We start from the raw sequence: 24,777 nt of genomic DNA on the forward strand, positions 1-24,777 counted from the left end.
CCGATTGTGACAGCAACGCTGTCACGATGGTCAAGTGCGGGTCGTTATGATCTCCGCCATGCCGGAAGTTGCGGGGGACGCGACCCTGACCGTCGACGAACTGTCGGCGCGGGTCGGGATGACGGTGCGTACGTTGCGGTTCTATGCGGGGCGAGGGCTGATCCCGCCGCCGATCCGGCGCGGCCGGGTCGGGTACTACGGCCCCGAGCACATCGCCCGGCTCGATCTCGTCCGCGAGTTGCAGGCGCACGGCTTCACCCTGCAGGCGATCGAGGGGTACCTGGATCGCATCCCGGCCGACGCGACCCCGGAGGACATCGCGCTGCACCGCACCCTGCTGACGCCGTGGATGCGCGACCTCCCGGAAACGCTCGACCGGGCCGCGCTGGTACGGCGTACCGGCCGGGAGCTCACCGACGACGACATCGAGATGCTGGTCGCGCTCGGCGTGGTCGAGCCGACGCCGGACGAGGACGTGTTCCAGGTCGCGACGGCGCACCTCAGCCTCGGCGTCGAGCTGCTCGACCTGGACCTCCCCGTCGAGGCGGTCCTGGACGCGGGCCGGATCTTCACCGAGCACGGCCGCGCGCTCGCCGAGGAACTCACCGAGGTCTTCCGCACCAAGGTCTGGCCGCACTACCGCGACTCCGGTGGCCCGCCCGAGCACATCCAGCACTTGGTCGAACGCTTCAAGCCGGTCACGATCCAGGGCCTCGTCCTCGCCTACGAGCGAGCCGTCGGTGAGACCCAGCGCGACACCATCCGCCGCACCCAGAACAAACCTCGTTAGGAGTTCGGGACGCGCAGGTAGGTGAGTCCGCGGAGGTCGAGGTAAGTGTCGTTGGGGGTCGTGACGACGCGGAGCAGTACGGACTCGCAGCCCGGGCAGCGGGCGACCATGCCCGGTGCGTCGACGTACAGGTGGGCCTCCGCGAAGACGGTCGTGTGACCGCAGCCGTTGCACCGCGCGATGGCCGCGGTCAGGTCGACCGCGAACAACTCGCTCAGGGAACCCGCCGCCGCATTCCCGTCCAAGTAGTTGGTCTCACTCATCCGCGTCCTCCTGTCGGTCCGAATCGTTCTGTCCGCACCCGCGCCGGATCATGGCCCGCCGCGACCAGCAGGTCCGCCACCGTCTCCACGAACGGCGTCGGCCCGCACACGTACGTCGTCGCGCCGTCCTCCGGCTTGAACGCGTACTGCGAGATCACGTCGGCATCGATCCGCCCGACCCGCGGCTCCCCCGCCGGCGCGTCCCGCGTGTACACCAGCCGTACGTCGACGTCGTCCGACGCGGCCAACTCCTTCAGGTCGCTCACGTAGATCACCGACTCCGGACGGCGAACGGAGTACAGCAACCGGACCGGCGTCGTACTCGAGGCGCCCGCGTGCGCGCGCAGCATCGCCCGCAGCGGGACGACACCCGAGCCGCCGCCGATCAGCTGCACCGGCCCGTCCTGCTCCGGCTTCCACACGAACCATCCGCCGACCGGCCCGCGGATCTCCAGCGGATCACCGACCTTCAACACCTCGACCAGGTACGGCGACACCTCGCCGTCGGGCACCTGCTCGACGGTCAGCTCGATCGTCGAGCTGTGCGACTCGGCCCACGCCGACGCGATCGAGTACGACCGCGACGCCCGGTACCCGTCATCGGCGGTCAGCCGCACGTCGAGGTGCTGCCCGGCGACATGCCCCGGCCAGTCCGGTACGTCGAGCACCAGCGTCCGCGCCGTCTCGGTCTCACGCCGCACCTCGGTGACGGTGGCGACCTGCCACGTCAGTCGCCGGCGTATCGCTGTTCTTTCCATGGGTCTCCGTACTCGTGGTAGCCGGCCGTCTCCCAGAAGCCGAGGTCCTCGGTGTCGGACAGCACCAGGCCGCGGACCCACTTGGCGCTCTTCCAGAAGTACAGATGCGGGACGAGGAGCCGGGCCGGTCCGCCGTGCTCGGGGTCCAGCGGCTCGCCGTCGTACTCGTAGGCGATCCAGGACTGCCCGTCGAGCAGGTCGTCCAGCGGCACGTTCGTCGTGTAGCCGCCGTAGCTGTGCGCCATCGCGTAGTCCGCGCCGGTCTCGACGTCCGCCAGCAGTGTGTCGAGCGAAACGCCCTTCCAGGTCGTCTCCAGCTTCGACCACCGGGTCACGCAGTGGATGTCCTTGGTGATCTCCTCGGCGGGCAACGCCAGCAGCGCGGCCCAGTCCCACTTGTACTGCTCACCTGTCTCACTGGTGACGGTGAACTCCCAGTGCTCCGGCAGCACGCGCGGCGTCGGCCCGGCCGACAGCACCGGGAAGTCCCGCGTCAGATACTGCCCCGGTGGCAACTCGGTCCCACCCCTGCGCCGACCCGTGAAACCTGGCGACACGATGTCCATGCCGACCTCCCTCGACTCGTGAAGGCAGTCAATCACGCCGTTCCCCGTTACGGCAGCGCCATCGGCCCGACATCGGACTAGACTTCTAGGATTCACGACGCTGCCCCCGGACCCTGGCTCGCGTATCGCGCTGCGCCCGGGAGGAGCACTGGTGAGCGAGTGGCACGGCGTACCGTCGGTGATCGCCGACAGGACGACCCCGAGGACCCGGCCCGAGGAAGCCACGGCGCCCGAGTCCGAGGTACTGGCGCCGCCGGACGAAGACCCCGTCGAGGAGTGAGGATCGCGAGATCGGGCACTGGCAAAGCACGGGTGGTTGCCGGGGCGACAGCTCGACCGACCTCGCTCGAGGTGACGGCAGAAAGATGCTTGGTGGCGCGCGGCGCGATGAAACAACTCATCCACGATCGTGCCGCTAGGGTGGACCATCCGCCCGGCGGCGGTTCAAGTCTGGACGGACAGGTGGATCACGACCGCAGCGCGAGGGTGTGGGGGGCGATCCGGGCCGTTGCCGACGGCGAAGGTGCTCCCCCGTCGCTGCTGCACGCCGTCTCGGCGTGCGCACAGGCGCTGTCGGCGGCCGGTGCCGGGCTCGCGATGACGGGCGCCGACGGGTTGCTGGAGCCGCTGCTCGCCACCGATCGGCAGATCGGCGAGCTGGACGAACTCCAGTCCGAGCTGGGCGAAGGACCGAGCGGCGAGGCGATCACCACCAGCACGCCGGTGCTCGAAGCGGACCTGGCCGGAGTCGCGGCCGGGCGCCGGTGGCCCGCGTTCGCCACTGCCGGCGCCGATCGAGGATTCCGCGGCGTCTTTGCCTTCCCGGTGGCTGCCGGAGCCGCCAAGGTCGGCGTCCTGACCGTGTACCGGCAGCAGCCCGGACCGCTGGACGGCGACCACGTGGCCGACGCACTGGTCTTCGCCGATGCGGTCTTCGTGCTCGCACTCGACCAGCGCCACGGCATCAGCGCGGACCTCGACGAGGTCATCGACGCGGCCTTCACCGCTCGGCGCGCCGAGGTACATCAGGCCGCGGGCCGGCTCGCGTCCCAGGAGCGGATCGGTGTCACCGACGCGCTGGCCCGCCTGCGCGCCCACGCCTACAGCAGCGGGCTGTCGTTGCAGACTGTAGCGATCGATGTGATGGCCGGCCGCCTTCAGCTCGACGGTGACGCCGACCCGCCGGACCCCACAACCGCCAAGCCGAACGCGAACGATCCCAACAACGTCGAGAAGGAACAGGAGGAGGACTGATGACCGCATCCGACCGTAGAGTACGGGAGGTGTTCATCGAACTGTCGGACACGCTCGTCGACGACTTCGACATCATCGAGTTCCTGGACCGACTCGCCGCACGTTGCAGCGAACTGCTGGGCGTCTCGGCCTGCGGCATCCTGCTCGCCGATCATCACGGCGCACTGAACCTGGTCGCGGCGTCCACCGAGCAGGCACGCCTGGTCGAACTGTCGCAGGTACAGAACCTCGAAGGACCCTGCATGGAGGCCTTCACGACCGGACAGCCGGTGCAGCATCCCGACCTGCGCAACGCCCGTGCCCGCTGGCCCCGGTTCACCGCGGCCGCGATCGACGGCGGCTACCTGTCGGTGCAGGCCTTGCCGATGCGGCTGCGCGACACAGTCCTCGGAGCGGTCAATCTGTTCAGCAAGCGCACCGGGCAACTGGACGCCGACACGATCACCCTCGGGCAGGCGCTGGCCGATGCGGCCACGATCGGCATCGTGCACCAGCGCGCTCTGGCCCGCCAGGAGATCGTCACCGAGCAACTCCAGAACGCGCTGAACAGCCGGATCCTGATCGAGCAGGCGAAGGGATTCCTCAGCCACAGCCTCAACATCGCCGTCGACGAGGCGTTCGACGTACTGCGGTCGTACGCCCGGGGCAACAACCGGCGTCTGACCGAGGTCGCCAACGAGGTGGTCGAGGGCCGGCTGACCCTCACCGCGTCACCAGGCTGAGGGTAACGAGCTGTGGTGCCCCGTCACCCGACCGGATAACGTGAGCACACCTGTTCAGGCATGCCCAAGACCTCGGCGCCGGGTGTGTCGCGCCTCCGGGAGGGGTTGGGCACGGCACACGATCGATCAGCACGGGACGCTCGCACCGCCTGGCTGATGATCAGGCGCAGGCCCCGCCGCCACGACGCCACCTGCATGCGCACCGGGCGACGGGTCACCCTGCGGCTACACACCCATCGTGCGGCCGATGATCTCCTTCATGATCTCTGTGGTGCCGCCGTAGATGGTCTGGATGCGGGTGTCCAGGTACGCCTTGGCGATCGGGTACTCGGTCATGAAGCCGTAGCCGCCGTGGAGCTGCAGGCAACGATCGACGACCTTCTTCTGCAGCTCGGTGGTCCACCATTTCGCCATCGCGGCCTCGGCCACGGTCAGCGTGCCGGCGTTGAGCTCCTGGATGCAGCGGTCGACGAAGACGCGGGCGATCTGCGTCTCGGTGGCGAGCTCGGCGAGGACGAAGCGGCTGTTCTGGAAGGAGCCGATCGGGCGGCCGAAGGCCTTGCGGTCCTTCACGTAGCGCAGCGTGTCGTCGAGCATGTTCTCGCAGGCCGCGGCCGCGACCACGGCGATGGTCAGCCGCTCCTGCGGCAACTTCTCCATCAGGTAGATGAAGCCCTTCCCCTCCTCGCCGAGCAGGTTCCCGACCGGCACGCGTACGTCGTCGAAGAACAGCTCCGCGGTGTCCTGCGCCTTGAGGCCGATCTTGTCCAGGTTCCGCCCGCGTTCGAAGCCGGGCATGCCGCGCTCGACGACGATCAGCGAGATCCCCTGCGCAGCGGCCGCCGGATCGGTCTTGGCGACCACGATCACCAGGTCGGCGAGGATGCCGTTCGAGATGAACGTCTTCTGCCCGTTCAGCACGTAGTGGTCGCCGTCGCGGCGCGCGGTGGTCTGGATGCCCTGCAGATCGCTACCGGCGCCGGGCTCGGTCATCGCGATCGCGCTGATCGTCTCCCCCGTGCAGAACGCGGGCAGCCAGCGCGCCTTCTGCTCGGGCGTCGCATAGTCGAGCAGGTACGCCGAATTGATGTCGGTGTGGATCGTGAAGCCCACCCCACTCGCCCGGACCCGGGTCAGCTCCTCGATCAGCACGGTGTTGAACCGGAAGTCCCGCGCCCCGCCGCCGCCGTACTCCTCCGGCATCATGAAGCCGAGCAGGCCCGCGTCGCCGGCGGCGGTCCACAGCTCGCGGGGAACGATGCCGGCCTCCTCCCAGCTGTCGTGGTGCGGGACGATCTCCTTCTCGCAGAACGCGCGAACGCTCTCCCGGAAGGCATCGTGATCGGCGTCGAAGAGCTGACGTTCCACGGGCGGGTTCCTCTCAGTTCTGTACGGCGGCGCCGGACTCGAGCAGGTTGTCGAGTTCGGTGATGCCCCAGTCGGTCAACGCTTCCCGGGTGTGTTGTCCCGGTCGCGCGGGCGGTCGGTCCAGGCTGGTCGGCGTACGGTCGAAGCGTGGCGCGGGCGCGGGCTGCCGGACGCCGTGGTGGTCCACAAAGGTGCCTCGGGCAACGAGATGCGGATGGTCGGCGGCGAGTGGCAGCACCGGCGCGACACACGCGTCGGAGCCGTCGAACACCTCGGTCCACTCCGCCTGTGTCCGCTGCCTGAACGCCTCGGTCAGCGCCTTGCGCAGGTCCGGCCACTGCGCGGGGTCGTTGCGATCGGGTACGTCGACGCCGAGCTTCTCGATCAGCTCCGCGTAGAACTGCGGCTCGAGCGCACCGACCGAGACGTACTTCCCGTCAGCCGTCTCGTACACGTCGTAGAACGGCGCACCGGTGTCGAGCAGGTTCGTCCCGCGGTCCTGCCGCCACGACCCGGCCGCGAGCGCTCCGAGCAGCATCGTGGTCAGGTGCGCCGACCCATCCACGATCGCCGCGTCCACAACCTGTCCCTGTCCGCTGTGCAGCGCCGCGAGGACGCCGATCACGAGATAGAGCGAACCGCCCGCGAAGTCGCCGAGCAGGTTGGCCGGCACCTGCGGCGGCCCGCCGGCCCGGCCGATCAGGTGCAGGGCGCCCGACACCGCGAGGTAGTCGATGTCGTGCCCGGCGGTCTGCGCGAGCGGACCGTCCTGCCCCCAGCCGGTCATCCGCCCGTACACCAGCCGCGGATTGATCGCGTGGCACTCCTCCGGCCCAAGCCCGAGCCGCTCGGCGACCCCGGGCCGGAACCCCTCGACGAGTACGTCGGCCTGAGCGACAAGCCGCTGGACGACGCCGACCGCGGCCGGCTGTTTCAGATCGAGGGCGGCGCTCCGGCGGCCGCGGTTCAGCAGGTCGAGCTCCGGCGGGCCGAGCGACAGGCTGCCGCCGGGGCGATCGATCCGCAGTACCTCGGCGCCGAGCTCGGCCAGCATCATGCACGCGAACGGCGCCGGGCCGATGCCGGCCAGCTCGACCACCTTCACGCCGTCGAGTGGACCCATGGGCGCTATTGTGACAGTTCTACTGTCACAGTCGTCAAGTCACCTTGCGTGTCCCAGCCAGCGCGGTGAGCGGGAGCACGACCATGAGCGCGAGAATCACCGCCAGCCCGATCGACAGTCCGCGCTCGCCGCCCTCCAGGTGGCCGAGGTGAAAGACCAGGTGCGGCCCGGCGTACGCGAGGTAGGCGACCAGCGCGATGACGGTCCAGAAGCGCTCGAACCGGATCGCGGCCGCGGTCAGCACGATGCCGAGGCCGAGACTCGCGCCGCCGAAGTCGTGGAACAGGTGATCGCTGTACGGCGGCGTCCAGTTCACCGTCGGCACGTGGTCGTAGAACGTCTTCGGGACGATGGTCAGCCAGAGCCCGAGCACCAGCTCCATCACGGCGAGGATCCACAGGACAGTACGGACGTACGTCCTCATAGGAGGTACTCCCCGAACGTGAGGTGCCCGTACGGCGGTCCGTCGACCATCGCCGCGCCGTCCGCGAACGCACGGAACGTCCGGCCGCCCAGTCGCACTGGCACAACCGGACGGCTCGACGCCCGGACCTGTTTCCACTGCCTGGCCAGCTCCGGCACGGATCGCCGTTCGGGACCACCGATGTCGGGAGCCCGACCGTTGAGTGGAGCCTGGTCGACCAGCTCGGTGAGACGTACGGCCACATCCTCGACGGCGATCGGCTGCAAGGGGATGCTCGGGGCGATCACCGCCGGGAAGAACCGCTGGGCGCTCAGGACGCGGTCGATCAGGTTGTGGAACTGGGTCGCCCGCAGGATCGTGTACGGCACGCCGGACTCGGCGACCAGGCGTTCGGCCGCCAGCTTGGAGCGGTAGTACGGCAGCGGGATGCGGTCGATCCCGGCGATCGACATCACGACGACATGCTTCATGCCGGCGGCCGCGGTGAGCAGATTGCTTGCCTGCTGGACGTCCCGGCGGCCCTGGCTGGTGGCCAGGTGCACGATCACGTCCGTCCCCTCGACGGCAGCCTGCAGGCCCGCACCGGATGTGAGGTCGGCGACGACGTGGTCGGGGCCGGGCTTGCGGCTGAGCACGCGTACCTGATGATCCGCGGCCCGGAGCCGGGTCACGGTCGGCCGTCCGAGCGTGCCGGTGCCGCCGGTGACGAGGATTGAGCTCATGTGGTGTCCCTTCGGTTCACCAGCTCAGATCCGGCAGCCCTCCGATCTGTGACAACTGCTTCGCCGCGAACGCGAGCTTGTCCGGATTCATCACGAACCGCAGGTCGCTCACGCCGTCCGCCCCGACCTCGACGAAGCACACCGCCATCAGCCCGTCGGCACCCTCGGCGACCAGCACCGGCTCGCCGTTCGCCTCCCCGACGCGCATGACGATGCCCGCGCCGAACTTCTGCAGCGTCCCGATCAGGTAGCGCGCCACCTGGGTCCTGCCGGCGACCGGCCTGCGGGCCGCGACCACCTTGCCGCCGCCATCCGCGGTGGAGACGACGTCCTCGGCCAGCAGACGCTCCAACTGCTCGATCTCGCCGGCCTGGGCCGCCGCCAGGAACCGGTCGACGAGCTCCCGCCAGCCGCCCCGGTCGACCGGCTGCCTGCGTGGGGCGTCGGTCGCGACCCGCTTGCGGGCTCGCGACAGCAGTTGCCTGGCGTTGGCGTCCGTCGTCCCGATCAGCTCCGCCACCTCGCGATGGCTGTACCCGAACGCTTCGTGCAGGACGTACGCCGCGCGCTCGGCCGGAGTCAGCCGCTCCAGCAACAGCAGCAGTGCGAAGGACACCGATTCCCGCTCGGCGACCACCTCGAGCGCGTCGAACTCGGCCCGTCCCGTCAGAACCGGCTCCGGCAGCCACTCGCCGACGTACATCTCCCGCCGCGCCCGCGCCGACGTCAGCTGCTTGATGGACAAGTTGGTGACGACCTTCGCCAGGTACGCGTCAGCGTCCCGCACCGCCGTACGATCCACGTCCTGCCACCGAAGCCACGCATCCTGCAGAATCTCCTCGGCATCGGCCGCCGTCCCCGTCATCCGATACGCAATCCCGAACAGCCGTCCCCGCAGCCGCTCGAACTCGGTCTTCACGGGGCTCCTGGTGGGATGAACGGGGCGGGCGGGGCGCCGTTCTCGATCTGGTGCATCAGCGCGGCGGTGTCGGCGTACTCCTCGATCATGTCGGCCAGGCGATCGAGCCGATCCGCGCGGAGGCCGGCGAACGAGACCGAACCGTCCGGCGCGGGCTTGCCGGTCAGCTCCGCGACCTCCGTCAGGAAGGCATGCCGCGCGGCGTCGTCGTCGAGCAGACCGTGCCAGATCGTGCCCCACGTGTTGCCGCTGCGGCAGCCGCCCGGGAACGGCGACGCGTCACCCGTCACGGTCACCACCCCGTGATGGATCTCGTACGCCGTCGCGGTCGGCCTCGCCAGGACCTTCTCCCGCGCAAACACAGTTGCAACCGGCAACAAATTCAGTCCGGAGTGATCACCGGCGGATTCGACTGCGTCCGGATCGGAGACGACCGATCCGAGAGCCTGGTACCCGCCACAAATCCCGAGGACCGGCCGGCGGTCGGCCACGCGGGCAGCGATGGCGTCGGCCAGGCCCTGGTCGCGCAGCCAAGCCAGGTCGGCGACTGTCGCCCGGGAGCCGGGTAGGACGACCAGGTCGGCGTCGCGGACCTCGGCGGGACTGGTCGTGAAGAAGACGCTGTTGGTCGGCTCGACCGCCAGCGCGTCGAGGTCGGTGAAGTTGCTGATCCGCGGGAAGCGCACCACCGCGATGGTCAGCAGGTCGCCCGGCGAGGTACGCCGTAGCGGGATGTCGAGCGCGTCCTCGGAGTCCAGCCACAGCTCGGGCAGCCACGGCAGCACGCCGTACGTCGGCCGGCCGGTGACCGAGGCCAGCATGTCGATGCCCGGCTGCAGGAGCGAGACGTCGCCGCGGAACTTGTTCACCAGGAATCCGCTGATCAGCGCCTGATCGGCGGCGTCGAGCAACGCGACCGTGCCGAACATCGACGCGAACACTCCCCCGCGATCGATGTCGCCGACGACAACGACCGGCGCTCTGGTGTGCTGCGCGAGACCCAGGTTCACGTAGTCGGACTGCCGCAGGTTGATCTCGGTCGGGCTGCCCGCGCCCTCGCTGATCACCACGTCGTACCTCGACGCGAGGTCGTCGTACGCCGCGAACGCCGCCTTCGCCAGCTCGGCCCGCTCGGTCAGGAAGCCACGCGAGGTCAGCTCCCCCCACGGCTGCCCCATCAGCACCACGTGGCTGCGCCGGTCGCTGCCGGGCTTGAGTAGCACCGGGTTCATCGCCGCCTCAGGTTCGGCGCCCGCGGCAACGGCCTGGATCCACTGGGCCCGGCCGATCTCGGTGCCGTCGGCGCAGACCATCGAGTTGTTCGACATGTTCTGCGCCTTGTACGGCGCGACCCGCACGCCCTGACGCGCCAGCCAGCGACAGATGCCGGTGACTACGGTCGTCTTGCCGGCATCCGACGTCGTACCAGCGATCAGCAGCGAACCCACGCCGCCATCTTAGGGTTCGGGGCGTTCCGTCCGTGGCAGCCGCGGGGTCGCCCCCTGGAACCGGGTCGCGCCGCCCGTCGCCGACAGCGGCTTGGCGATGTTCTCCAGCGACTTGCCTTCCGCGTCCACGCCGAACACCCACGCGATGATCCCGCCGGCCAGCATCACTGCCGCGCCGACGATGTAACCGACCGTCAGCGGCCCGCGCGCCGGGTTGTCGCCCGAGCCGATCAGCGACGCGAACAGGTACGGCGCGATCACACCACCGGTCAGCTGCGAGATCGCGAAGAAGAACGAGATCGCCTGGCCGCGCAGCTCGATCGGGAAGATCTCGCTCACCGTCAGGTACGCCGACGAGGCGCCGGCCGATGCGAAGAAGAACACCACGCACCACAGCCCGGTCAGCGAGGCCGCGTTCAGGCTGCCTGCGTTGAACAGCAGCGCGGTGACGAACAGCACGATCGCGGCCAGCGTGTAGGTCCCGAAGATCATCTTGCGCCGGCCGATGGTGTCGAACAGACGGCCGAGCAGCAGCGGACCGGCCAGGTTGCCGATCGCGAACGGGAAGAAGTACAGCGCCACGCTGGAGTCGTTCAGGCCGAAGTACGACTTGAGCACCAGCGCGTAGGTGAAGAAGATCGCGTTGTAGAGGAACGCCTGGGTGACCATCATCGAGAACCCGAGGAACGAGCGGCTGCGGTAGTCGCGCAGCATCACCCGGGCGATCTCGCGGTACGTCACCGGCGGATAGTCGACCAGCTCGATCGCCTCGTCGTCGCTGACCTCGCGCAGCTCGCCGCCCTGCCGCCGTACCGTCTCCTCGATGTCGTCGACGGTGCGTTCAGCCTCCTCGACCCGCCCGTGCGTCATCAGCCAGCGCGGGCTCTCCGGGATGTGCCGGCGCAGGTAGATGATGATCAGACCCATCACCGGGCCGACCAGGAAGCACAGCCGCCAGCCCCACTCGATCGGCACGATGTCCTCGTTCAGGAACACCAGGCCGACCGCGGAGCCGATCAGCGCGCCGGCCCAGTAGGTGCCGTTCACGCCGATGTCGACGCGGCCGCGGAACCGCGACGGGATCAGCTCGTCGATCGCGGAGTTGATCGCGGCGTACTCACCGCCGATGCCCATCCCGGCGACGAACCGGAAGATCAGCAGCGAGGTGAGGTCCCAGGACAGACCGGCGAGGCCGGACGCGAGCAGGTAGACGAGCAGCGTGACGATGAACAGACTTCGCCGGCCGAGCCGGTCGGTCAACCGGCCGAAGACCAATGCTCCGACCACCTCACCGCCCAGATAGACCGACGCCATCAGGCCGACCTGAGATGTGCTCAGGTGCAGCGTCTCCGGCTCCTTCAGCACGTTCCCGACCAGGGACACCAGCTGGATCTCGAGACCGTCCAAGATCCAGGAGACGCCCAGACCGACGACGATCATCCAGTGGAACCGGGTCCAGGGCAGCCGGTCCATCCTGGCCGGCACGAGACTCGGTATCGCTTGTCCGTGCTCCAATGCGTGCTCGCTCATCCCTGCTCCTCCCGGGCCCGTGGTTCGAACACCACTTGCGCCGGTACCCCAGTAGTGACAGAACCCAAACGGTCAGTCACTGCGCGATGGGGATGGCTAGAGTTGCGGGCATGGAGAAAGAGATCAACATCGTGGACGCCAAGGACCACAGTCGGTACGAGGCGCACGACGCGGACGGCACCCTGATGGGCTTCGTCGACTACAAGCTGCACCCGGGCGTGATCGCCTTCCTGCACGCCGAGACGCTGCCGGAGTTTCGCGGCCGCGGGGTGGCCGGACGGATCGCGACGAAGTCGCTCGACGACGCACGCGCGCTCGGCCTGCGGGTGAAGCCGGCCTGCCCGTTCTACCAGGACTTCCTCTCCGAGCACCCGGAGTACGCCGACCTCGCGAAGCTGCCGGAGGCGAAGTGACAGAGCCGGTGATGGGCAAACTCGACTGGCGTCCCGCGGGCGAGGTGCCCGAGCTGCTGGCCGCGCCGGTCCGCCATGCGCTCAAGGACGTCACCGCCTACGCGGCCGCGATCGACGCGGAGCTCGCCGACACCGCCGCCTTCTGCGCGGAGTACGACGTGCCGATGGCCGCCTCGGCGAACTGCGTGATCGTGCTCGGCAAGCGCGCCGGCGAGGAGACGTACGCCGCCGTCCTCGTGCTGGCGACCGACCGCGCCGACGTGAACGGCGTGATCCGCAAGCACCTCGGCGTGCGGAAGATCTCCTTCGCGTCGCAGCACGACGCGGTCAGCACGACGGGCATGGAGTACGGCGGGATCACGCCGATCGGGCTGCCGGCGGACTGGCCGGTCCTGGTCGACGAGGCGGTCGTGCACGCCGGGCAGGTCGTCATCGGCAGCGGGATCCGGGGGTCGAAGCTGCTGCTCGACGGCGCCGGCCTGGCGAAGTTGCCGACAGCAACAGTGCTCGACCTGGCGCAGCACTAGCAGGACGCCGGATGGAGCAGCGCGACTGGCCCGCGGAGTACGCCGAACTGACGGCGGCGGACCGGCGCGCTCCCCTGCCGCCCGCCCAGCTCGATCGGCTCGCGGTCGCCGCGTTCGTGCTCGGCCATGACGCCGAGGTCGCGGCGTACCGCGAGCGGGCGGTCGAGGCGCATCTCGCCGCCGGCGACACCGACGCGGCGATCCGGAGCGGGTTCTGGCTCGGGTTTCATCTGCAGCAGCACGGAGACCTGTCCCAGGCGGCTGGGTGGCAGGCGCGGATCACGCGCCTGGTGCCCGAAGGGAATGCCGAGCTCGCCGGTCGGCTCGTGATGGCCGACGCCGCGCTGAAGATGAACTCCGGGGACCCGGCCGCCGCCTTGCCGCTGTTCGAGCAGAACCTGCAGTGGGCGACAGAGCCCGACACGATGGTGCTCGCCGCGCTCGGTCGTGGGAACTGCCTGGCCATGCTCGGCCGCGGCGCCGAGGCGCTCCTCGCCCTCGATGAGGCGATGGTGCACGTGACCGGCGGCCAAGTCGGTCCCGAGGTCACCGGCATGGCGTACTGCTCGGTGATCGCGCTCTGCCTGAACATGTACGACATCTGCCGCGCACAGGAGTGGACACGCGCTCTCACCGGTTGGTGCGACTCGCAGCCCGGCCTGGTCCCGTACCGCGGTGCCTGCCTGGTGCACCGCGCCCAGATCCTGCAGTTCCGCGGCGCGTGGAGCGAGGCCGCCGACGCAGCCGAGGACGCCTGCCGCCGATTGTCCGCGGGCACCGTCGGGTCGGCCTGGTACCGGCTCGCGGAGGTCGAGCGCCAGCGCGGGCGGTTCGACGCAGCGGAACGCGCGTACCTCACGGCGGCCGCGGACGGAATGGACGTGCAGCCCGGTCTCGCCCGGCTGCGCTCTGCTCAGGGCCGCGTCGACGTGGCGATCGCCGGTCTCGAACGAGCGCTGGCCGAGGACCCGTTCTCACCGCACCGTCCGATGCTGCTCGCCGCCCGGGTCGAGCTGGCCATCGAGTGCGGCGACCGCGAGACGGCTCGCAAGTCGGCCGCGGAGTTGAACGAGCTCGCCCGCGCGGACTCGCCGTACCTGCAGGCGTTCGCGGCGTACTCCGAAGGGGCGGTGCGGATCGCCTGCGGTGATCCGCAGGGTGCGATCCCGGCGTTGCGACGGGCCTGGTCGTTGTGGCAGCGGTTGGAGATGCCGTACGAGGGCGCCCGTACGCGGCTACTGGTTGGGCAGGCGTGCCGAGCGCTGGGTGATGTCGACGCGGAGCAGATGGAGATCGACAGTGCGCGCGCCGTCTTCGAGCGGCTGGGCGCGGTGGTCGAGCTCGCGGCGTTGGACTCCGACCGTGCCGTCGGGCTCAGTCCGCGAGAGCTCGAAGTACTTCGCCTGCTCGCAACGGGAGCGACGAACCGGGCAATTGCCGAGCAGCTGTTCTTGAGCGAGCGGACCGTTGCGCGGCATGTCAGCAACATCTTCGGGAAGCTCGGGGTGAACAGCCGGTCGGCTGCGACGGCGTACGCGTACGAACACGGCCTGACTGGGTAGAAATGACCACTCGCCACCGGGCCGAGTTGGCGTGATTGGTGGATGTGCGTGGTGGCTGGGCCGACCTACCGTGAGTTCATGGACAGGGTCGGGGTTGTGGTGATCGGGGCAGGGCAGGCGGGGCTGGCGCTGGGCTACTACCTGCGACGGCGGGGTGAGGACTTCGTCATGCTCGAGGGGAACGAGCGCGTGGGCGACTGCTGGCGCAAGCGGTACGACTCGTTGCGGCTGTTCAGTCTGCCGCGGTACGCGAGTCTTCCGGGCTTGCGGATCCGCACCAGCGACTGCCCGACCCGGGACGAGATGGCCGACTACCTCGAGCGGTACGCCGTGCACCACGAGCTGCCGGTGCGGACCGGCGTACGCGTGACGCGGTTGTCGCGGGACGGCGACGGGTTCTTGGTGGAGACGAACGCCGGGGACTGGCGGGCCGACCAGGTAGTAGTTGCGGCCGGCATGCACAGCACGCCGCGGTGGCCGTCGTTCGCCGGTGAACTCGATCCGTCGATCCGGCAGCTGCACTCGATGGAGTACCGCAACCCGGCACAGCTCGCCGACGGGACCGTGCTGATCGTTGGCGCGGCCAACTCTGGCACCGACGTCGCCCTGGAGGCCGTCAAGACGCATCGGACGCTCCTGGCGGGACGCCATCCGGGACAGGTGCCGGTCGACATCGACTCGACCATCGGACACGTCTTCACCCCGGTGGTGATGTTCCTGTTCAAGTACGTGCTCACCCGCCGTACGCCGATGGGCCGCAAGGCGATCGCCAACGCGATCAAGAACGGGCTGCCGCTCACCCGGAACAAGCTCGACCACCTCGACGCGGCCGGCATCCAGCGGCTCCCGCGGATCGAGAGCATCCGCGACGGCCGGCCGGTAACCGCCGACGGCGACGTACTCGACGACGTCGCGACCGTGGTGTGGTGCACCGGCTCCGATCCCGACCACAGCTGGATCGACCTGCCCGCGTTCGGCGACGACGGACGGCCGCGGCACGAGCGGGGCGTCGCGGCCGACGTACCCGGGCTGTCCTTCCTCGGGCTCGATTTCCAGTACGCGATCGCCTCGGCCAGCATCCAGGGTGTGGACCGGGATGCTCGCTTCCTTGTCAAGCATCTGGCCCAACACGCCGCGCGTCTCGGTCGGCGGAGCGCCGATCGGACGATACCCGTGGACAGGCGGTAGCATCACGGGCTGAAATGGGTGCGTGGCTGGGCGTGGGTCAGGGTGAGTGATCAGGTGTCGGTGAGCGGCGGCGACGGTGGGCCGACCGCCCTTCGCATCATGCTGGGTGGGCAGCTGCGGCGGATGCGTGAAGCCGCCGGGATCAGTCGCGCCGACGCGGGCTGGCAGATCCGGGCCTCGGAGTCCAAGGTCAGCCGGATGGAGCTCGGCCGGGTCGGGTTCAAGGAACGCGACGTCAGCGACCTGCTCGAGCTGTACGGGCTGGCCGACGAGGACGAGCGGTTCCGGCTGATGGAGCTGGCCCGGGCCGCGAACAACCCGGGCTGGTGGTCGCGGTACGGCGATGTGATGCCGAGCTGGTTCACCAACTACGTCGGCCTCGAGGTCGCCGCGGCGCTGATCCGGACCTACGAGGTGATGTTCGTCCCCGGCCTGCTGCAGACCGAGGAGTACGCGCGGGCGATGGTCCAGCTCGGCAAGTCGTCGTTCCTGCCGCACCAGGAGGTCGACCAGCGGGTGGAGCTCCGGGTAACCCGGCAGCAGATCCTCACCCGGGCGAACCCGGCCCGCCTCTGGGTGGTCATCGACGAGTCGGTGCTGCACCGGCCGGTCGGTGGCGAGAAGGTCCTACGGGCGCAGATCGAGCACCTGATGATGTGGTCCCAGCAGCCGAACATCACCTTGCAGGTGATGCCGTTCAGCAGTGTCGGGTACGCCGGTGCGGGTGGCGCGTTCAGCCTGCTGCGGTTCCCGGAGGGCGATCTGCCGGACATCGTCTACATCGAGCACGCGGCCAGCGCGCTGTACCTCGACAAGCTCGAAGAGGTCGACGAGTACGTCGCGATCATGGAGGGCCTGACCATCTCGGCAGCCCCGGTCTCCGCAACCGAGGGCCTCCTCAAAGAGGCCCTCACGCGGCTCTAGCCCGCACCCCCGTCTCAGGGGCCAACCCCTCGGCTTATGGGTTGCGGGGTTGCATGCGTGGTGCCAACCCACCAGCTGCGGGGCCGGCCCCTGAGACGGGGCAGCGGATCAGGCGACCTGGAGGTCGACCTTGATGTTGCCGCGGGTGGCGTTGGAGTACGGGCAGACCTCGTGCGCCTTGGCGACCAGGTCCTCGGCGACCGCGCGCCCGACACCCGGCAGGCTCACCACGAGCTCGACCTGCAGGCCGTAGCCGGCGCCGCCGTTGATCGGGCCGATGCCCACCTCGGCGGTGACGGTGGAGCCGTCTGTGTCGATATGGTCCTGGCGGGCCTTGCGCGCGACCAGCTTCAGCGCGCTGTGGAAGCAGGCTGCGTACCCGGCTGCGAACAGCTGCTCCGGGTTCGTGCCGTTGCCGTTGCCACCCATCTCGACCGGCGGCGCGACCGTGACGGCGAGCTTGCCGTCGTCGGTCGACACCTTGCCGTCGCGGCCGCCGTCCGCGGTGGCGCGGGCCGTGTACAGAACCTTCTCAACAGCGATCGTCATATCTGGCTTCTCCTATGAAGTGAGGTCTAGCGGGTGGGGTCGAGCAGGAGCTTGCCCACGGTCTTGCGCGCACGCATGTCTTCGTGAGCGGTGGCGGCATCGGAGAGCGCGTACTCCCCGCCGACGATCGGGCGGAGCTTGCCGCTCGCGGTCAACTCGAACAGCTCGGTCAGCGCGGCGCCGAAGCGCTGCGGGTCGCGGAGGCAGTCGACCAGCCAGAAGCCGGCGATCGTCTTCGAGCCCTTCATCAGCCGGACGGCCTCGATCGGCTTGGCGGCCTCGCGGCCGGCCGACCCGAAGGTGACCAGGCGGCCGAACGGCGCCAGCGCGGCGAACGACTCGTCGAACGTCGGGCCGCCGACCATTTCCAGCACGATGTCGACCGGCTTGCCGCCGTTCGCCTCGAGAATGCGGTCCTTGAGGCCTTCCGGCGTACCGTCGATGGCGACGTCGGCGCCGAGCTCGAGGGTCTGCTGCCGCTTCTCCGCCGACGACGCGGTCGCGATCACCCGGCCGGCGCCCCACAGCTTGGCGAGCTGGATCGACAGGTGGCCGACGCCGCCGGCACCCGCGTGGACCAGGACCGACTCACCGGCCTGCAGGTGCGACGAGTGCTTCAGCATGTACCACGCGGTGGTGCCCTGCACGATGAGCGCGAGCGCCTGACCGTCGGTGACGCCTTCCGGCACGTCCCAGGCCCGCATCGGGTGGATCAGCGCCTTCTCCGCGTACCCACCGGACCCGGTGAGCGCCACCACGCGACGGCCGTCCGGAGTACGGCCGACCACCTCGCCGCCGGGGATCATCGGGAGCTCCGCCTTGGAGAGGTAACTGTTCTCGACCTGGTGCGTGTCGGCGTAGTTGATACCCGCGCGGTCGACCGTGATCAGGACCTGCCCGTCGCCGGCGACCGGCTCCGCGACATCGCTGATCTTCAGGACCTCGGGTCCACCGAACTCGGTGATCTGAATGGCTCGCATACACCGTACTATACACTGTACGTTAGGAGGATCGAAGGGAGTTGGGTCACATGGCCAGGACGCCGCGGAACACCCTCAGTGCCGACCTGATCGTGCGGACGGCGCTGGAGCTGATGGAGGCCAAGGGCGCCGACGCGTTCAGCCTGCGCGGGGTCGCCGCCGAGCTCGGCGTCGGGCCGATGGCGCTCTACACCTACTTCCGCAACAAGGACGATCTGTACGACGCCGTTCGCGATCACCTGATGGGTCTGCTCCCCGCCGTACCGGTCGATGCGGAATGGCCGGACCAGGTGCGGGCCGTGTGCCGTTCGTTGCGGCTGCTGATGCTGCAGCATCCTTGCCTCGCGCAACTACTCGCCGGGCGGCCGCTGAGCGGGCACGAGACGGCGCGGGTGGCCGAGGGGTTGCTCGGCGTACTGCGGGCGGCCGGGTTCGAACCGGAGACGGCGGCGCGGACGCACACGACCTTGTTCACCTACGTGCTCGGATCGACCTCGTGGGAGATCCAGATGGCGGCCGAGCGCCGCGATCCCGAGGCATGGCGACGGCTGCGAGCGTCGATGGAGTCGCTGTCGGCGCGGGACTTCCCGTCGGTGGTCGAGCTGGCGCCGGAGCTCGCCCGGACGACGGGCGGCGACGAGCAGTTCGACTACGGCCTCGATCTACTGCTGGCCGGTCTGCAGCTCAGAACACCAGCGTGACGACCACATCCTCCCCTTCTCTTTCTCTTTCCTTCAGAACACCAACGTCACGATGGCCAGGACGCCTATGCAGACGATCAGGGCGCGGAGTGCGATCGGCGGCAGCTTGCGGCCGTAGCGCGCGCCGACGAATCCGCCGATCGTCGAGCCGACCGCGATCAGGCCGGCCGCGAGCCAGTCGATGTCGTGCACGATGATGAACAGGATCGCCGCGACGCTGTTCACGACCGTGGCCAGAACGTTCTTGAGGCCGTTCATCCGCTGCAGGTTCGAGTCCAGGCCGAGACCGAGGATCGCCATCAGCAGGACGCCTTGCGCGGCGCCGAAGTACCCGCCGTACACACCGGTGGCGAAGACGGCCGGGATCACCCACCAGGCGCCGCGGTGCAGGTGCGACGGAGCACTGATCCACTTCGACAGCCAGGGCTGGAACGCGACCAGCAGACAGCCGAGCAGGATCAGCACCGGCACGACGGCGTGGAACGCGGAATCGGGCAGGGTGAGCAACAGCACTCCCCCGACGATGCCGCCGGCCAGCGACGCCGGGATCAGACGCAGCATGCGGCCGCGCTGCCCCTCGAGCTCGCGGCGGTAGCCGATCGCGCCGGCCGCGGTACCGGGCGCCAGACCGACGGTGTTGCTGACGTTCGCCAGCACCGGAGGGATGCCGACGGCAAGCAACGCGGGGAAGGTGAGCAATGTGCCCGACCCCACCACCGCGTTGATCGTTCCCGCGCCCATCCCCGCCAGCAGGACGAACACCGCCTCGTACCAAGTCATCGATGACAGACTTTACGCACCTGACTGCCCCCGCGCAGATCTGTCCGACGACTGAACAGTAAGAGGGCCTTTCCGGATTGCTCCGGAAAGGCCCTCTTCCACTGTCTTTCAGCGCTGCGGCGGCTCCGCGGCCGGCGGCTCCTGGGAAGGAGCAGGCGGCGGGATCGACGGGGTGCTGGGCGCGGCCTGGCTGCGGGTGCTGACCGCCGCGGACTCAGCAGCCGCGATGGCCTCGCGGACCGCATTGTCGGCCTCGGCAACCGCTGCCGGCGCGGCCGCGGACGAGTCGAGCTCCGGCACCTCGCCGTTGGAGAGCTCCGGCGCGTGCCACTCGCCCTCGGCCTTCTGCGTGATGCCGGCCACCTGGCCGACCGCACTGCCGAGACCCTTGAGCGCGTCCCCGATCTCGCTCGGGACGATCCACAGCTTGTTCGCGTCGCCCTGGGCGATCGACGGCAGCATCTGCAGGTACTGGTACGCGAGCAGACCCTGGTCGGGCTTACCGGCGTGGATCGCATTGAAGACCGTGGTGATGGCCTGCGCCTCACCCTGTGCCTTCAGGATCCGGGCCTGCCGCTCGGCCTCGGCGCGCAGGATGCGGGACTGCTTGTCACCTTCGGCGGTGAGGATCGCGGACTGCTTCTGACCCTCGGCGGACAGGACGGCCGACTGCCGCATACCTTCCGCGGTGAGGATCGCGGCGCGCTTGTCGCGGTCGGCGCGCATCTGCTTCTCCATCGAGTCCTGGATCGAGGGCGGCGGGTCGATCGAGCGCAGCTCGACCCGGTTGACCCGGATCCCCCACTTGCCGGTGGCCTCGTCCAGCACGTACCGGAGCTTCTCGTTGATCTCCTCACGCGAGGTCAGCGTCTGCTCCAGGTCCATGCCACCGATGATGTTTCGCAGCGTGGTCATGGTCAGCTGCTCGATGGCCTGGATGTAGTTCGAGATCTCGTACGTCGCCCGGACCGGGTCGTTCACCTGGAAGTAGATGACGGAGTCGATCGACACCATCAGGTTGTCCTCGGTGATGACACCCTGCGGCGGGAACGCGACCACCTGCTCGCGCATGTCGATGGTGTAGCGGACCTTGTCGACGAACGGGGTCAACAGGTTCAGGCCCGGCTGCAGGCCGGTCTTGAACTTCCCGAACCGCTCGACGATCCCGACAGTCTGCTGCTGCACCACCCGGACGGATTTGACCAAGGTCACGATCACCACTAAGGCGACCAGTGCCAGGACTATGAGGAACGCGGTCACTTGACCCTCCACTCGGCAGAACGCTAAACGCACGGACAGTCTTTCGTATCGACGGGCCATCCGGCCTGCCGGTTCCCCGGCGCGTCGGCTGCCTGATCGAACAGCTACTTCAACCGTCCTGCACTTTCGACACTACTGCGCGGAGGGGCCCACTCAACCGTTCAGCTCTGGGGCGGGTCCGACGGCTTGGGATCCTGGGTCGGTTCGGGCAGGTCCAGCTGGTGGTGCAACGGTTCGCCGACCGGGTACACGACCGCGGTCGCGCCGTCGATGTGCATCACCTCGACCCGCGTTCCCGGGGCGATCGTCGAGATCTCGTCGTACGGCTTGGCGGTCCAGAGCTCGCCGTTCAGCCGGATCGAGCCGCCGCCGTCGGGGTGGATCTCCTTCACCACGGTCCCGGACCGGCCGATGATGTGCGCCGAGCCGGTCTTCAGCTCGGTACCGTGATGGATCTTGCGGACGATCATCGGCCGGATCGCACCGAGCATCGCGGCCGCGGTGATCAACCCGACGACGATCTGCAGCCACAGCAGTCCCGGGAAGAACGCCGCGACGCCCGCGGCGGTGAGCGCGCCGGCGGCCAGCATCAGCAGGGTGAAGTCGAGCGAGGCCAGCTCAGCCAGGCCGAGGACGGCGGCGATCGTCAGCCATGCCGCCCACATGTTGTCCCGCAGCCAATCCATCATTTCCCAAGCCTATCCACGTTGGGGCCCGCAAGCAGATGTTTGGACGCACATCCCGGTCCCCCCGCTCCCGTCCGCCCCCTCTAGCTCCCCGCCCCCTCCCCCTCGCCCGCCCCGGCCCTTCCCCGTCGCGCGCCCCCACCCTCGCCAACGCCCGCCCCGACCCTTCCCCGTCTTAGGGGCCGACCCCGGAGTTGGTGGGTTGCGGACCCAGATTCTCCCTCCGCATCCCATCAACTAAGGGGTTGGCCCCTGAGACGGGGATCCGCCGCGGCGGCGGCGGGCGGCGGCGGGCGGCAGGCGGGCGGCAGGCGGGCCGCAGGTAGGCGGCAGGTGGGCCGCGGGTGGATGGGCGGCAGGTGGGCGCGGGTGGGTAGGCGGCAGGTGGGCCGCGGGTGGGCGGGCGGCAGGTGGGCCGCGGGTGGGTGGGCGGCAGGTGGGTGGCGGTGGGTGGGTTAGAGGGCGCGGGCGGTGTAGCGGCCGTCTTCCTGTTTGAGGGTCAGGGCCAGGTCGAAGGTGTCGCTGAGGGTTTCGGCGGTGAGGGCCTCGTCCATCGGGCCGGCGGCGACGACGCGGCCCTGTTTGAGGAGCAGGGCGTGGGTGAAGCCGGGCGGGATCTCCTCGACGTGGTGGGTGACCAGGACCATCGCGGGGGCGCCGACGGCGGTCGCGATCGCGCTGAGCGAGCGGACCAGCTGTTCGCGACCCGTAAGGTCCAGGCCGGCCGCGGGCTCGTCCATCAGCATCAGTTCGGGGTCGGTCATCAGCGCGCGGGCGATCTGCACCCGCTTCCGCTCCCCCTCGGACAGCGTCCCGAACGTGCGGTCCGCGAGGTGCCCGATCCCGAGCTCGGCCAGCAGTGCGCCGGCGCGTTGGTGGTCCAGGTCGTCGTACTGCTCGATCCATCGGCCGAGGACGGCGTACGACGCGGAGACGACCACGTCGGAGACCCGCTCGCTCTTGGGCAGCCGGTCGGCCAACGCGGCACTGGTGAGTCCGATCCGCGGCCGGAGCTCGAAGACGTCGACGGCGCCCAGTACTTCGCCGAGCAGGCCGGCGACACCGGACGTCGGGTGCAGCTGCGCGGCGAGGATCTGCAGCAGGGTCGTCTTGCCCGCGCCGTTCGGCCCGATCACCACCCAGCGGTCGGCCTCGTCGATCGTCCAGTCGATCCCGTCGAGCAGCCGCGCTCCACCACGGACGATCGTCACCCCGGCCAGCTCCACCACTGCAGTCATGCTCAAAACCTAAGGGGTCGTCGTTGGGGGCGTGTGGTCGGGTGGTGAGAGACTTGCGGGCGTGCTGACGACCTCCGCCTCGGTACGGTTCACGGTCTGGACGAACGCGATGCTGACCGGCGCCTGCGATCCCGACACCGCTGCCCAGAAGATCCTCGGCGATGACGTCGGTCATCACGTCGCGGGCTTCGCCAACCATCCGGAGCCGGCCACTCTCCCGGTCGCGTTGAATCTGTTGCGCGCGGCGGGTACGACGCAGGCGCACCTGGCGCTGCCCGTGCCGGGCGACCCGATCGGACTGGCCGGACCGCCCTCGTTCAACGAGGCCGCCCTGGAGACCGGCGAGGCCGTCGTACTCACGGGGCCCGAGCTCGGACTGGTTCCGTCGTACGTCGGACCGGCCGTGCAGTGGTCCGTGCTGCCGGCGGCGAGCCCGGCGCCCGCGGACTTCGGCGAGGCGGACCGTGGTCTGCGGCTGGCGCTGATCGACGCGGCCGAGTCGCTGGCCGCGCTGGATGTCGCGCGCTGGAAGCCCGAGGTCGCGGATGCGCTGATCGACATCCGCAAGATCGGTCGTGGCCGCGGTGACGATCTCGCTCCGGGCTACGAGCCACGCGCGGTGAAGGCCGCCGCGACCGCCCGGCGCTGTCTGGCGATCGCCGACGCCGCGCTGGAGGACGACGGATCCGCGGTCACCGGAGCCGAGGCCGACGCGCGCCGGCGCGCTCTCCTCGACCTCGCCGCCGCGGCCCGCCGCGCCTTGGTCGCGGCCTGCGCGCCGCCGGTTCATGCTTGAGATCTGGACCGGCCATCGGACGGTCATCTCATATCGGTAGCGTTCGGGGTGCGATGACTGATCCCAGTGAGGTTGAGGCTGACACCGCGGCGGCCGAGCGGCCGACGCTTCTGGTGACGTTGACAGGGTCGGACCGGCCGGGGCTGACGTCGGCCGTCCTGTCCACGCTGGCGACGCGCGGGCTCGAGGTGATCGACGCCGAGCAGGTCGTGCTGCGAGGGCGCCTGGTGCTCGGCGTACTGCTGTCGGCGCCGCGTGACCACAAGGACGTGAAGGAAGAGCTGAAGGCGCTCGCCACCCTGCTCGACGTCGACATCTCGGTGAAGAAAGGTATCGGCGACAACGAGCCGCGGCGCAAGGGCCGCAGTCAGGTGACCGTGATCGGGCACCCGCTGTCTGCCGCCGGACTCGCCGCCGTCGCCGGCCGGATCGCCGACACCGGCGCGAACATCGACCGGATCAGCCGCATGGCGCGGTACCCGGTCACCGCGATGGAGATCGCCGTATCCGGCGTCCACCCGGAGACGCTGCGCACGGTTCTCGCGCTGGAGGGCGTCCGGCAAGGGCTGGATATCGCGGTCCAGGACGGCGGGCTGTACCGGCGGGCCAAGCGGCTGATCGTGATGGACGTCGACTCGACCCTCATCCAGGGTGAGGTGATCGAGATGCTCGCCGCGCACGCCGGCCGGCTGGAGGAAGTTGCCGCCGTCACCGAGAAGGCGATGCGCGGCGAACTCGACTTCGCCGAGTCCCTGCGGCACCGGGTCGCGGCGCTCCAGGGCCTGCCGATGTCCGCGCTCGACGAGGTGTACGCCGCGATCGAGCTCGCGCCGGGCGCCCGCACCCTGGTCCGCACGTTGAAGCGACTCGGCTACCAGTTCGCGATCGTCAGCGGCGGCTTCAGCCAGATCACCGGGAAGCTCGCGGCCGAGCTGGGCATCGACTACGCCAAGGCGAACGAGCTCGAGATCGTGGACGGCGTACTCACCGGCCGCGTCGTCGGCGAGATCGTCGACCGGCCGGGCAAAGCGACCGCGCTGCGCGAGTTCGCCAAACGCTCGGGTACGCCGCTCACGCAGACCGTTGCCATCGGCGACGGCGCCAACGACCTCGACATGCTCGCCGTCGCCGGCCTGGGCGTCGCGTTCAACGCCAAGCCGGTCGTCCGTGCGGCCGCCGACACCCACCTCAGCGTCCCCTACCTGGACACGATCCTGTATCTGCTCGGCATCACCCGCGAGGAAGTAGAGGCCGCGGACGCCGAGACCCCGGCCTGATCGCAACAA

General features: G+C 69.5%; 28 protein-coding genes. 12 read left to right on the forward strand and 16 right to left on the reverse strand.

Translation table 11 applies throughout. The features are described from left to right. The first annotated feature begins 58 nt into the window (after positions 1-58). On the forward strand, positions 59-790 hold the full coding sequence (locus tag ACIA58_RS11100) for a MerR family transcriptional regulator (protein WP_396403473.1): 732 nt from the start codon (positions 59-61) through the stop codon (positions 788-790). Here the strand turns inward: ACIA58_RS11100 and ACIA58_RS11105 are convergent. Genes ACIA58_RS11105 through ACIA58_RS11115 form a run of 3 tightly spaced genes read right to left on the reverse strand, consistent with a single transcriptional unit; the run spans position 787 to position 2,377 of the window. Continuing rightward, positions 787-1,053, reverse strand: coding sequence for a DUF6510 family protein (locus ACIA58_RS11105; RefSeq protein ID WP_396403474.1), 267 nt, complete (start codon positions 1,051-1,053; stop codon positions 787-789). The two genes, ACIA58_RS11100 and ACIA58_RS11105, sit on opposite strands and share 4 nt — an antisense overlap. Then, positions 1,050-1,811, reverse strand: a complete 762-nt coding sequence (locus ACIA58_RS11110) for a ferredoxin reductase (protein WP_396403475.1) — start codon at positions 1,809-1,811, stop codon at positions 1,050-1,052. The genes ACIA58_RS11105 and ACIA58_RS11110 overlap by 4 nt, the downstream gene beginning before the upstream one ends. Beyond that, a complete protein-coding gene (locus tag ACIA58_RS11115; RefSeq protein ID WP_396403476.1) occupies positions 1,781-2,377 on the reverse strand; it encodes a sulfite oxidase-like oxidoreductase in 597 nt (198 codons plus the stop codon). The genes ACIA58_RS11110 and ACIA58_RS11115 overlap by 31 nt, the downstream gene beginning before the upstream one ends. A gap of 151 nt (positions 2,378-2,528) precedes the next feature. On the opposite strand from ACIA58_RS11115, the gene ACIA58_RS11120 reads away from it, so the two are divergent. The 3 genes from ACIA58_RS11120 to ACIA58_RS11130 all read left to right on the forward strand — a co-directional run bounded on the left by ACIA58_RS11120 (position 2,529) and on the right by ACIA58_RS11130 (position 4,353). Next, positions 2,529-2,657 (forward strand): hypothetical protein, encoded by a 129-nt coding sequence (locus ACIA58_RS11120; protein ID WP_396403477.1) that lies wholly within the window; start codon positions 2,529-2,531, stop codon positions 2,655-2,657. A gap of 182 nt (positions 2,658-2,839) precedes the next feature. Further along, complete coding sequence (locus ACIA58_RS11125) at positions 2,840-3,631, forward strand: GAF and ANTAR domain-containing protein (RefSeq protein WP_396403478.1); 792 nt, start codon at positions 2,840-2,842, stop codon at positions 3,629-3,631. Between the two features lie 29 nt (positions 3,632-3,660). After that, positions 3,661-4,353 (forward strand): GAF domain-containing protein, encoded by a 693-nt coding sequence (locus ACIA58_RS11130; protein WP_396403479.1) that lies wholly within the window; start codon positions 3,661-3,663, stop codon positions 4,351-4,353. A 225-nt stretch (positions 4,354-4,578) separates the two neighbouring features. Here the strand turns inward: ACIA58_RS11130 and ACIA58_RS11135 are convergent, their stop codons facing one another. The 7 genes from ACIA58_RS11135 to ACIA58_RS11165 are packed head-to-tail and all read right to left on the reverse strand — an operon-like array spanning position 4,579 to position 11,887. Next, entirely contained in the window at positions 4,579-5,721 is a 1,143-nt protein-coding gene (locus tag ACIA58_RS11135; RefSeq protein ID WP_396403480.1) for an acyl-CoA dehydrogenase family protein, read from the reverse strand. Between the two features lie 13 nt (positions 5,722-5,734). Continuing rightward, positions 5,735-6,844, reverse strand: coding sequence for a CaiB/BaiF CoA transferase family protein (locus ACIA58_RS11140; RefSeq protein WP_396403481.1), 1,110 nt, complete (start codon positions 6,842-6,844; stop codon positions 5,735-5,737). Positions 6,845-6,878: 34 nt separating this feature from the next. Continuing rightward, on the reverse strand, positions 6,879-7,268 hold the full coding sequence (locus tag ACIA58_RS11145) for a hypothetical protein (RefSeq protein WP_396403482.1): 390 nt from the start codon (positions 7,266-7,268) through the stop codon (positions 6,879-6,881). Beyond that, positions 7,265-7,990 (reverse strand): SDR family oxidoreductase, encoded by a 726-nt coding sequence (locus ACIA58_RS11150; protein WP_396403483.1) that lies wholly within the window; start codon positions 7,988-7,990, stop codon positions 7,265-7,267. Before ACIA58_RS11150 ends, ACIA58_RS11145 begins: the two co-directional genes overlap by 4 nt. Before the next feature lie 16 nt (positions 7,991-8,006). Further along, positions 8,007-8,909 (reverse strand): RNA polymerase sigma-70 factor, encoded by a 903-nt coding sequence (locus ACIA58_RS11155; RefSeq protein ID WP_396403484.1) that lies wholly within the window; start codon positions 8,907-8,909, stop codon positions 8,007-8,009. Further along, positions 8,906-10,357 carry a cobyric acid synthase gene (locus ACIA58_RS11160; RefSeq protein WP_396403485.1) on the reverse strand — a complete coding sequence of 484 codons (1,452 nt, stop codon included), beginning with the start codon at positions 10,355-10,357 and terminating at the stop codon, positions 8,906-8,908. The genes ACIA58_RS11155 and ACIA58_RS11160 overlap by 4 nt, the downstream gene beginning before the upstream one ends. A gap of 9 nt (positions 10,358-10,366) precedes the next feature. Then, on the reverse strand, positions 10,367-11,887 hold the full coding sequence (locus ACIA58_RS11165) for an MFS transporter (protein ID WP_396403486.1): 1,521 nt from the start codon (positions 11,885-11,887) through the stop codon (positions 10,367-10,369). A gap of 110 nt (positions 11,888-11,997) precedes the next feature. On the opposite strand from ACIA58_RS11165, the gene ACIA58_RS11170 reads away from it, so the two are divergent. From ACIA58_RS11170 to ACIA58_RS11190, 5 genes are all read left to right on the forward strand, one after another. Then, entirely contained in the window at positions 11,998-12,300 is a 303-nt protein-coding gene (locus ACIA58_RS11170) for a GNAT family N-acetyltransferase (RefSeq protein ID WP_396403487.1), read from the forward strand. Further along, entirely contained in the window at positions 12,297-12,827 is a 531-nt protein-coding gene (locus ACIA58_RS11175) for a YbaK/EbsC family protein (RefSeq protein WP_396403488.1), read from the forward strand. Before ACIA58_RS11170 ends, ACIA58_RS11175 begins: the two co-directional genes overlap by 4 nt. Before the next feature lie 11 nt (positions 12,828-12,838). After that, positions 12,839-14,389, forward strand: coding sequence for a LuxR C-terminal-related transcriptional regulator (locus ACIA58_RS11180; RefSeq protein WP_396403489.1), 1,551 nt, complete (start codon positions 12,839-12,841; stop codon positions 14,387-14,389). Positions 14,390-14,467: 78 nt separating this feature from the next. Beyond that, positions 14,468-15,577: a flavin-containing monooxygenase gene (locus ACIA58_RS11185; protein WP_396403490.1), complete on the forward strand. Its 1,110-nt coding sequence runs from the start codon at positions 14,468-14,470 to the stop codon at positions 15,575-15,577. Positions 15,578-15,676: 99 nt separating this feature from the next. Then, positions 15,677-16,501 (forward strand): helix-turn-helix domain-containing protein, encoded by an 825-nt coding sequence (locus ACIA58_RS11190; RefSeq protein WP_396404967.1) that lies wholly within the window; start codon positions 15,677-15,679, stop codon positions 16,499-16,501. A gap of 108 nt (positions 16,502-16,609) precedes the next feature. Here ACIA58_RS11190 and ACIA58_RS11195 read toward each other — a convergent pair whose 3' ends face one another. Further along, the gene (locus tag ACIA58_RS11195; RefSeq protein ID WP_396403491.1) at positions 16,610-17,050 is read right to left on the reverse strand and encodes an organic hydroperoxide resistance protein; all 441 of its coding nucleotides are present in this window, start codon (positions 17,048-17,050) and stop codon (positions 16,610-16,612) included. A gap of 26 nt (positions 17,051-17,076) precedes the next feature. Then, positions 17,077-18,030, reverse strand: a complete 954-nt coding sequence (locus tag ACIA58_RS11200) for a zinc-binding alcohol dehydrogenase family protein (protein ID WP_396403492.1) — start codon at positions 18,028-18,030, stop codon at positions 17,077-17,079. A 50-nt stretch (positions 18,031-18,080) separates the two neighbouring features. Between ACIA58_RS11200 and ACIA58_RS11205 the strand changes: the two genes are divergently transcribed. Then, complete coding sequence (locus ACIA58_RS11205; RefSeq protein WP_396403493.1) at positions 18,081-18,731, forward strand: TetR/AcrR family transcriptional regulator; 651 nt, start codon at positions 18,081-18,083, stop codon at positions 18,729-18,731. Between the two features lie 33 nt (positions 18,732-18,764). On the opposite strand, the gene ACIA58_RS11210 is transcribed toward ACIA58_RS11205, so the two are convergent. The 4 genes from ACIA58_RS11210 to ACIA58_RS11225 form a co-directional block, all read right to left on the reverse strand. Then, positions 18,765-19,511, reverse strand: coding sequence for a sulfite exporter TauE/SafE family protein (locus tag ACIA58_RS11210; RefSeq protein WP_396403494.1), 747 nt, complete (start codon positions 19,509-19,511; stop codon positions 18,765-18,767). Positions 19,512-19,619: 108 nt separating this feature from the next. Further along, a complete protein-coding gene (locus tag ACIA58_RS11215; RefSeq protein ID WP_396403495.1) occupies positions 19,620-20,771 on the reverse strand; it encodes an SPFH domain-containing protein in 1,152 nt (383 codons plus the stop codon). 161 nt (positions 20,772-20,932) lie between these two features. After that, positions 20,933-21,460: an NfeD family protein gene (locus tag ACIA58_RS11220; RefSeq protein WP_396403496.1), complete on the reverse strand. Its 528-nt coding sequence runs from the start codon at positions 21,458-21,460 to the stop codon at positions 20,933-20,935. Positions 21,461-21,912: 452 nt separating this feature from the next. Next, positions 21,913-22,695, reverse strand: coding sequence for an ABC transporter ATP-binding protein (locus tag ACIA58_RS11225; protein ID WP_396403497.1), 783 nt, complete (start codon positions 22,693-22,695; stop codon positions 21,913-21,915). A gap of 61 nt (positions 22,696-22,756) precedes the next feature. Between ACIA58_RS11225 and ACIA58_RS11230 the strand changes: the two genes are divergently transcribed. Together ACIA58_RS11230 and serB are read left to right on the forward strand one after the other, a co-directional pair. Further along, a complete protein-coding gene (locus ACIA58_RS11230) occupies positions 22,757-23,491 on the forward strand; it encodes a hypothetical protein (protein WP_396403498.1) in 735 nt (244 codons plus the stop codon). 53 nt (positions 23,492-23,544) lie between these two features. Continuing rightward, positions 23,545-24,768, forward strand: a complete 1,224-nt coding sequence (gene serB / locus ACIA58_RS11235; RefSeq protein WP_396403499.1) for a phosphoserine phosphatase SerB — start codon at positions 23,545-23,547, stop codon at positions 24,766-24,768. The last annotated feature ends 9 nt before the right edge of the window (positions 24,769-24,777 follow it).

Source organism: Kribbella sp. NPDC051586 (genome assembly GCF_044453965.1).
Classification (GTDB): domain Bacteria; phylum Actinomycetota; class Actinomycetes; order Propionibacteriales; family Kribbellaceae; genus Kribbella.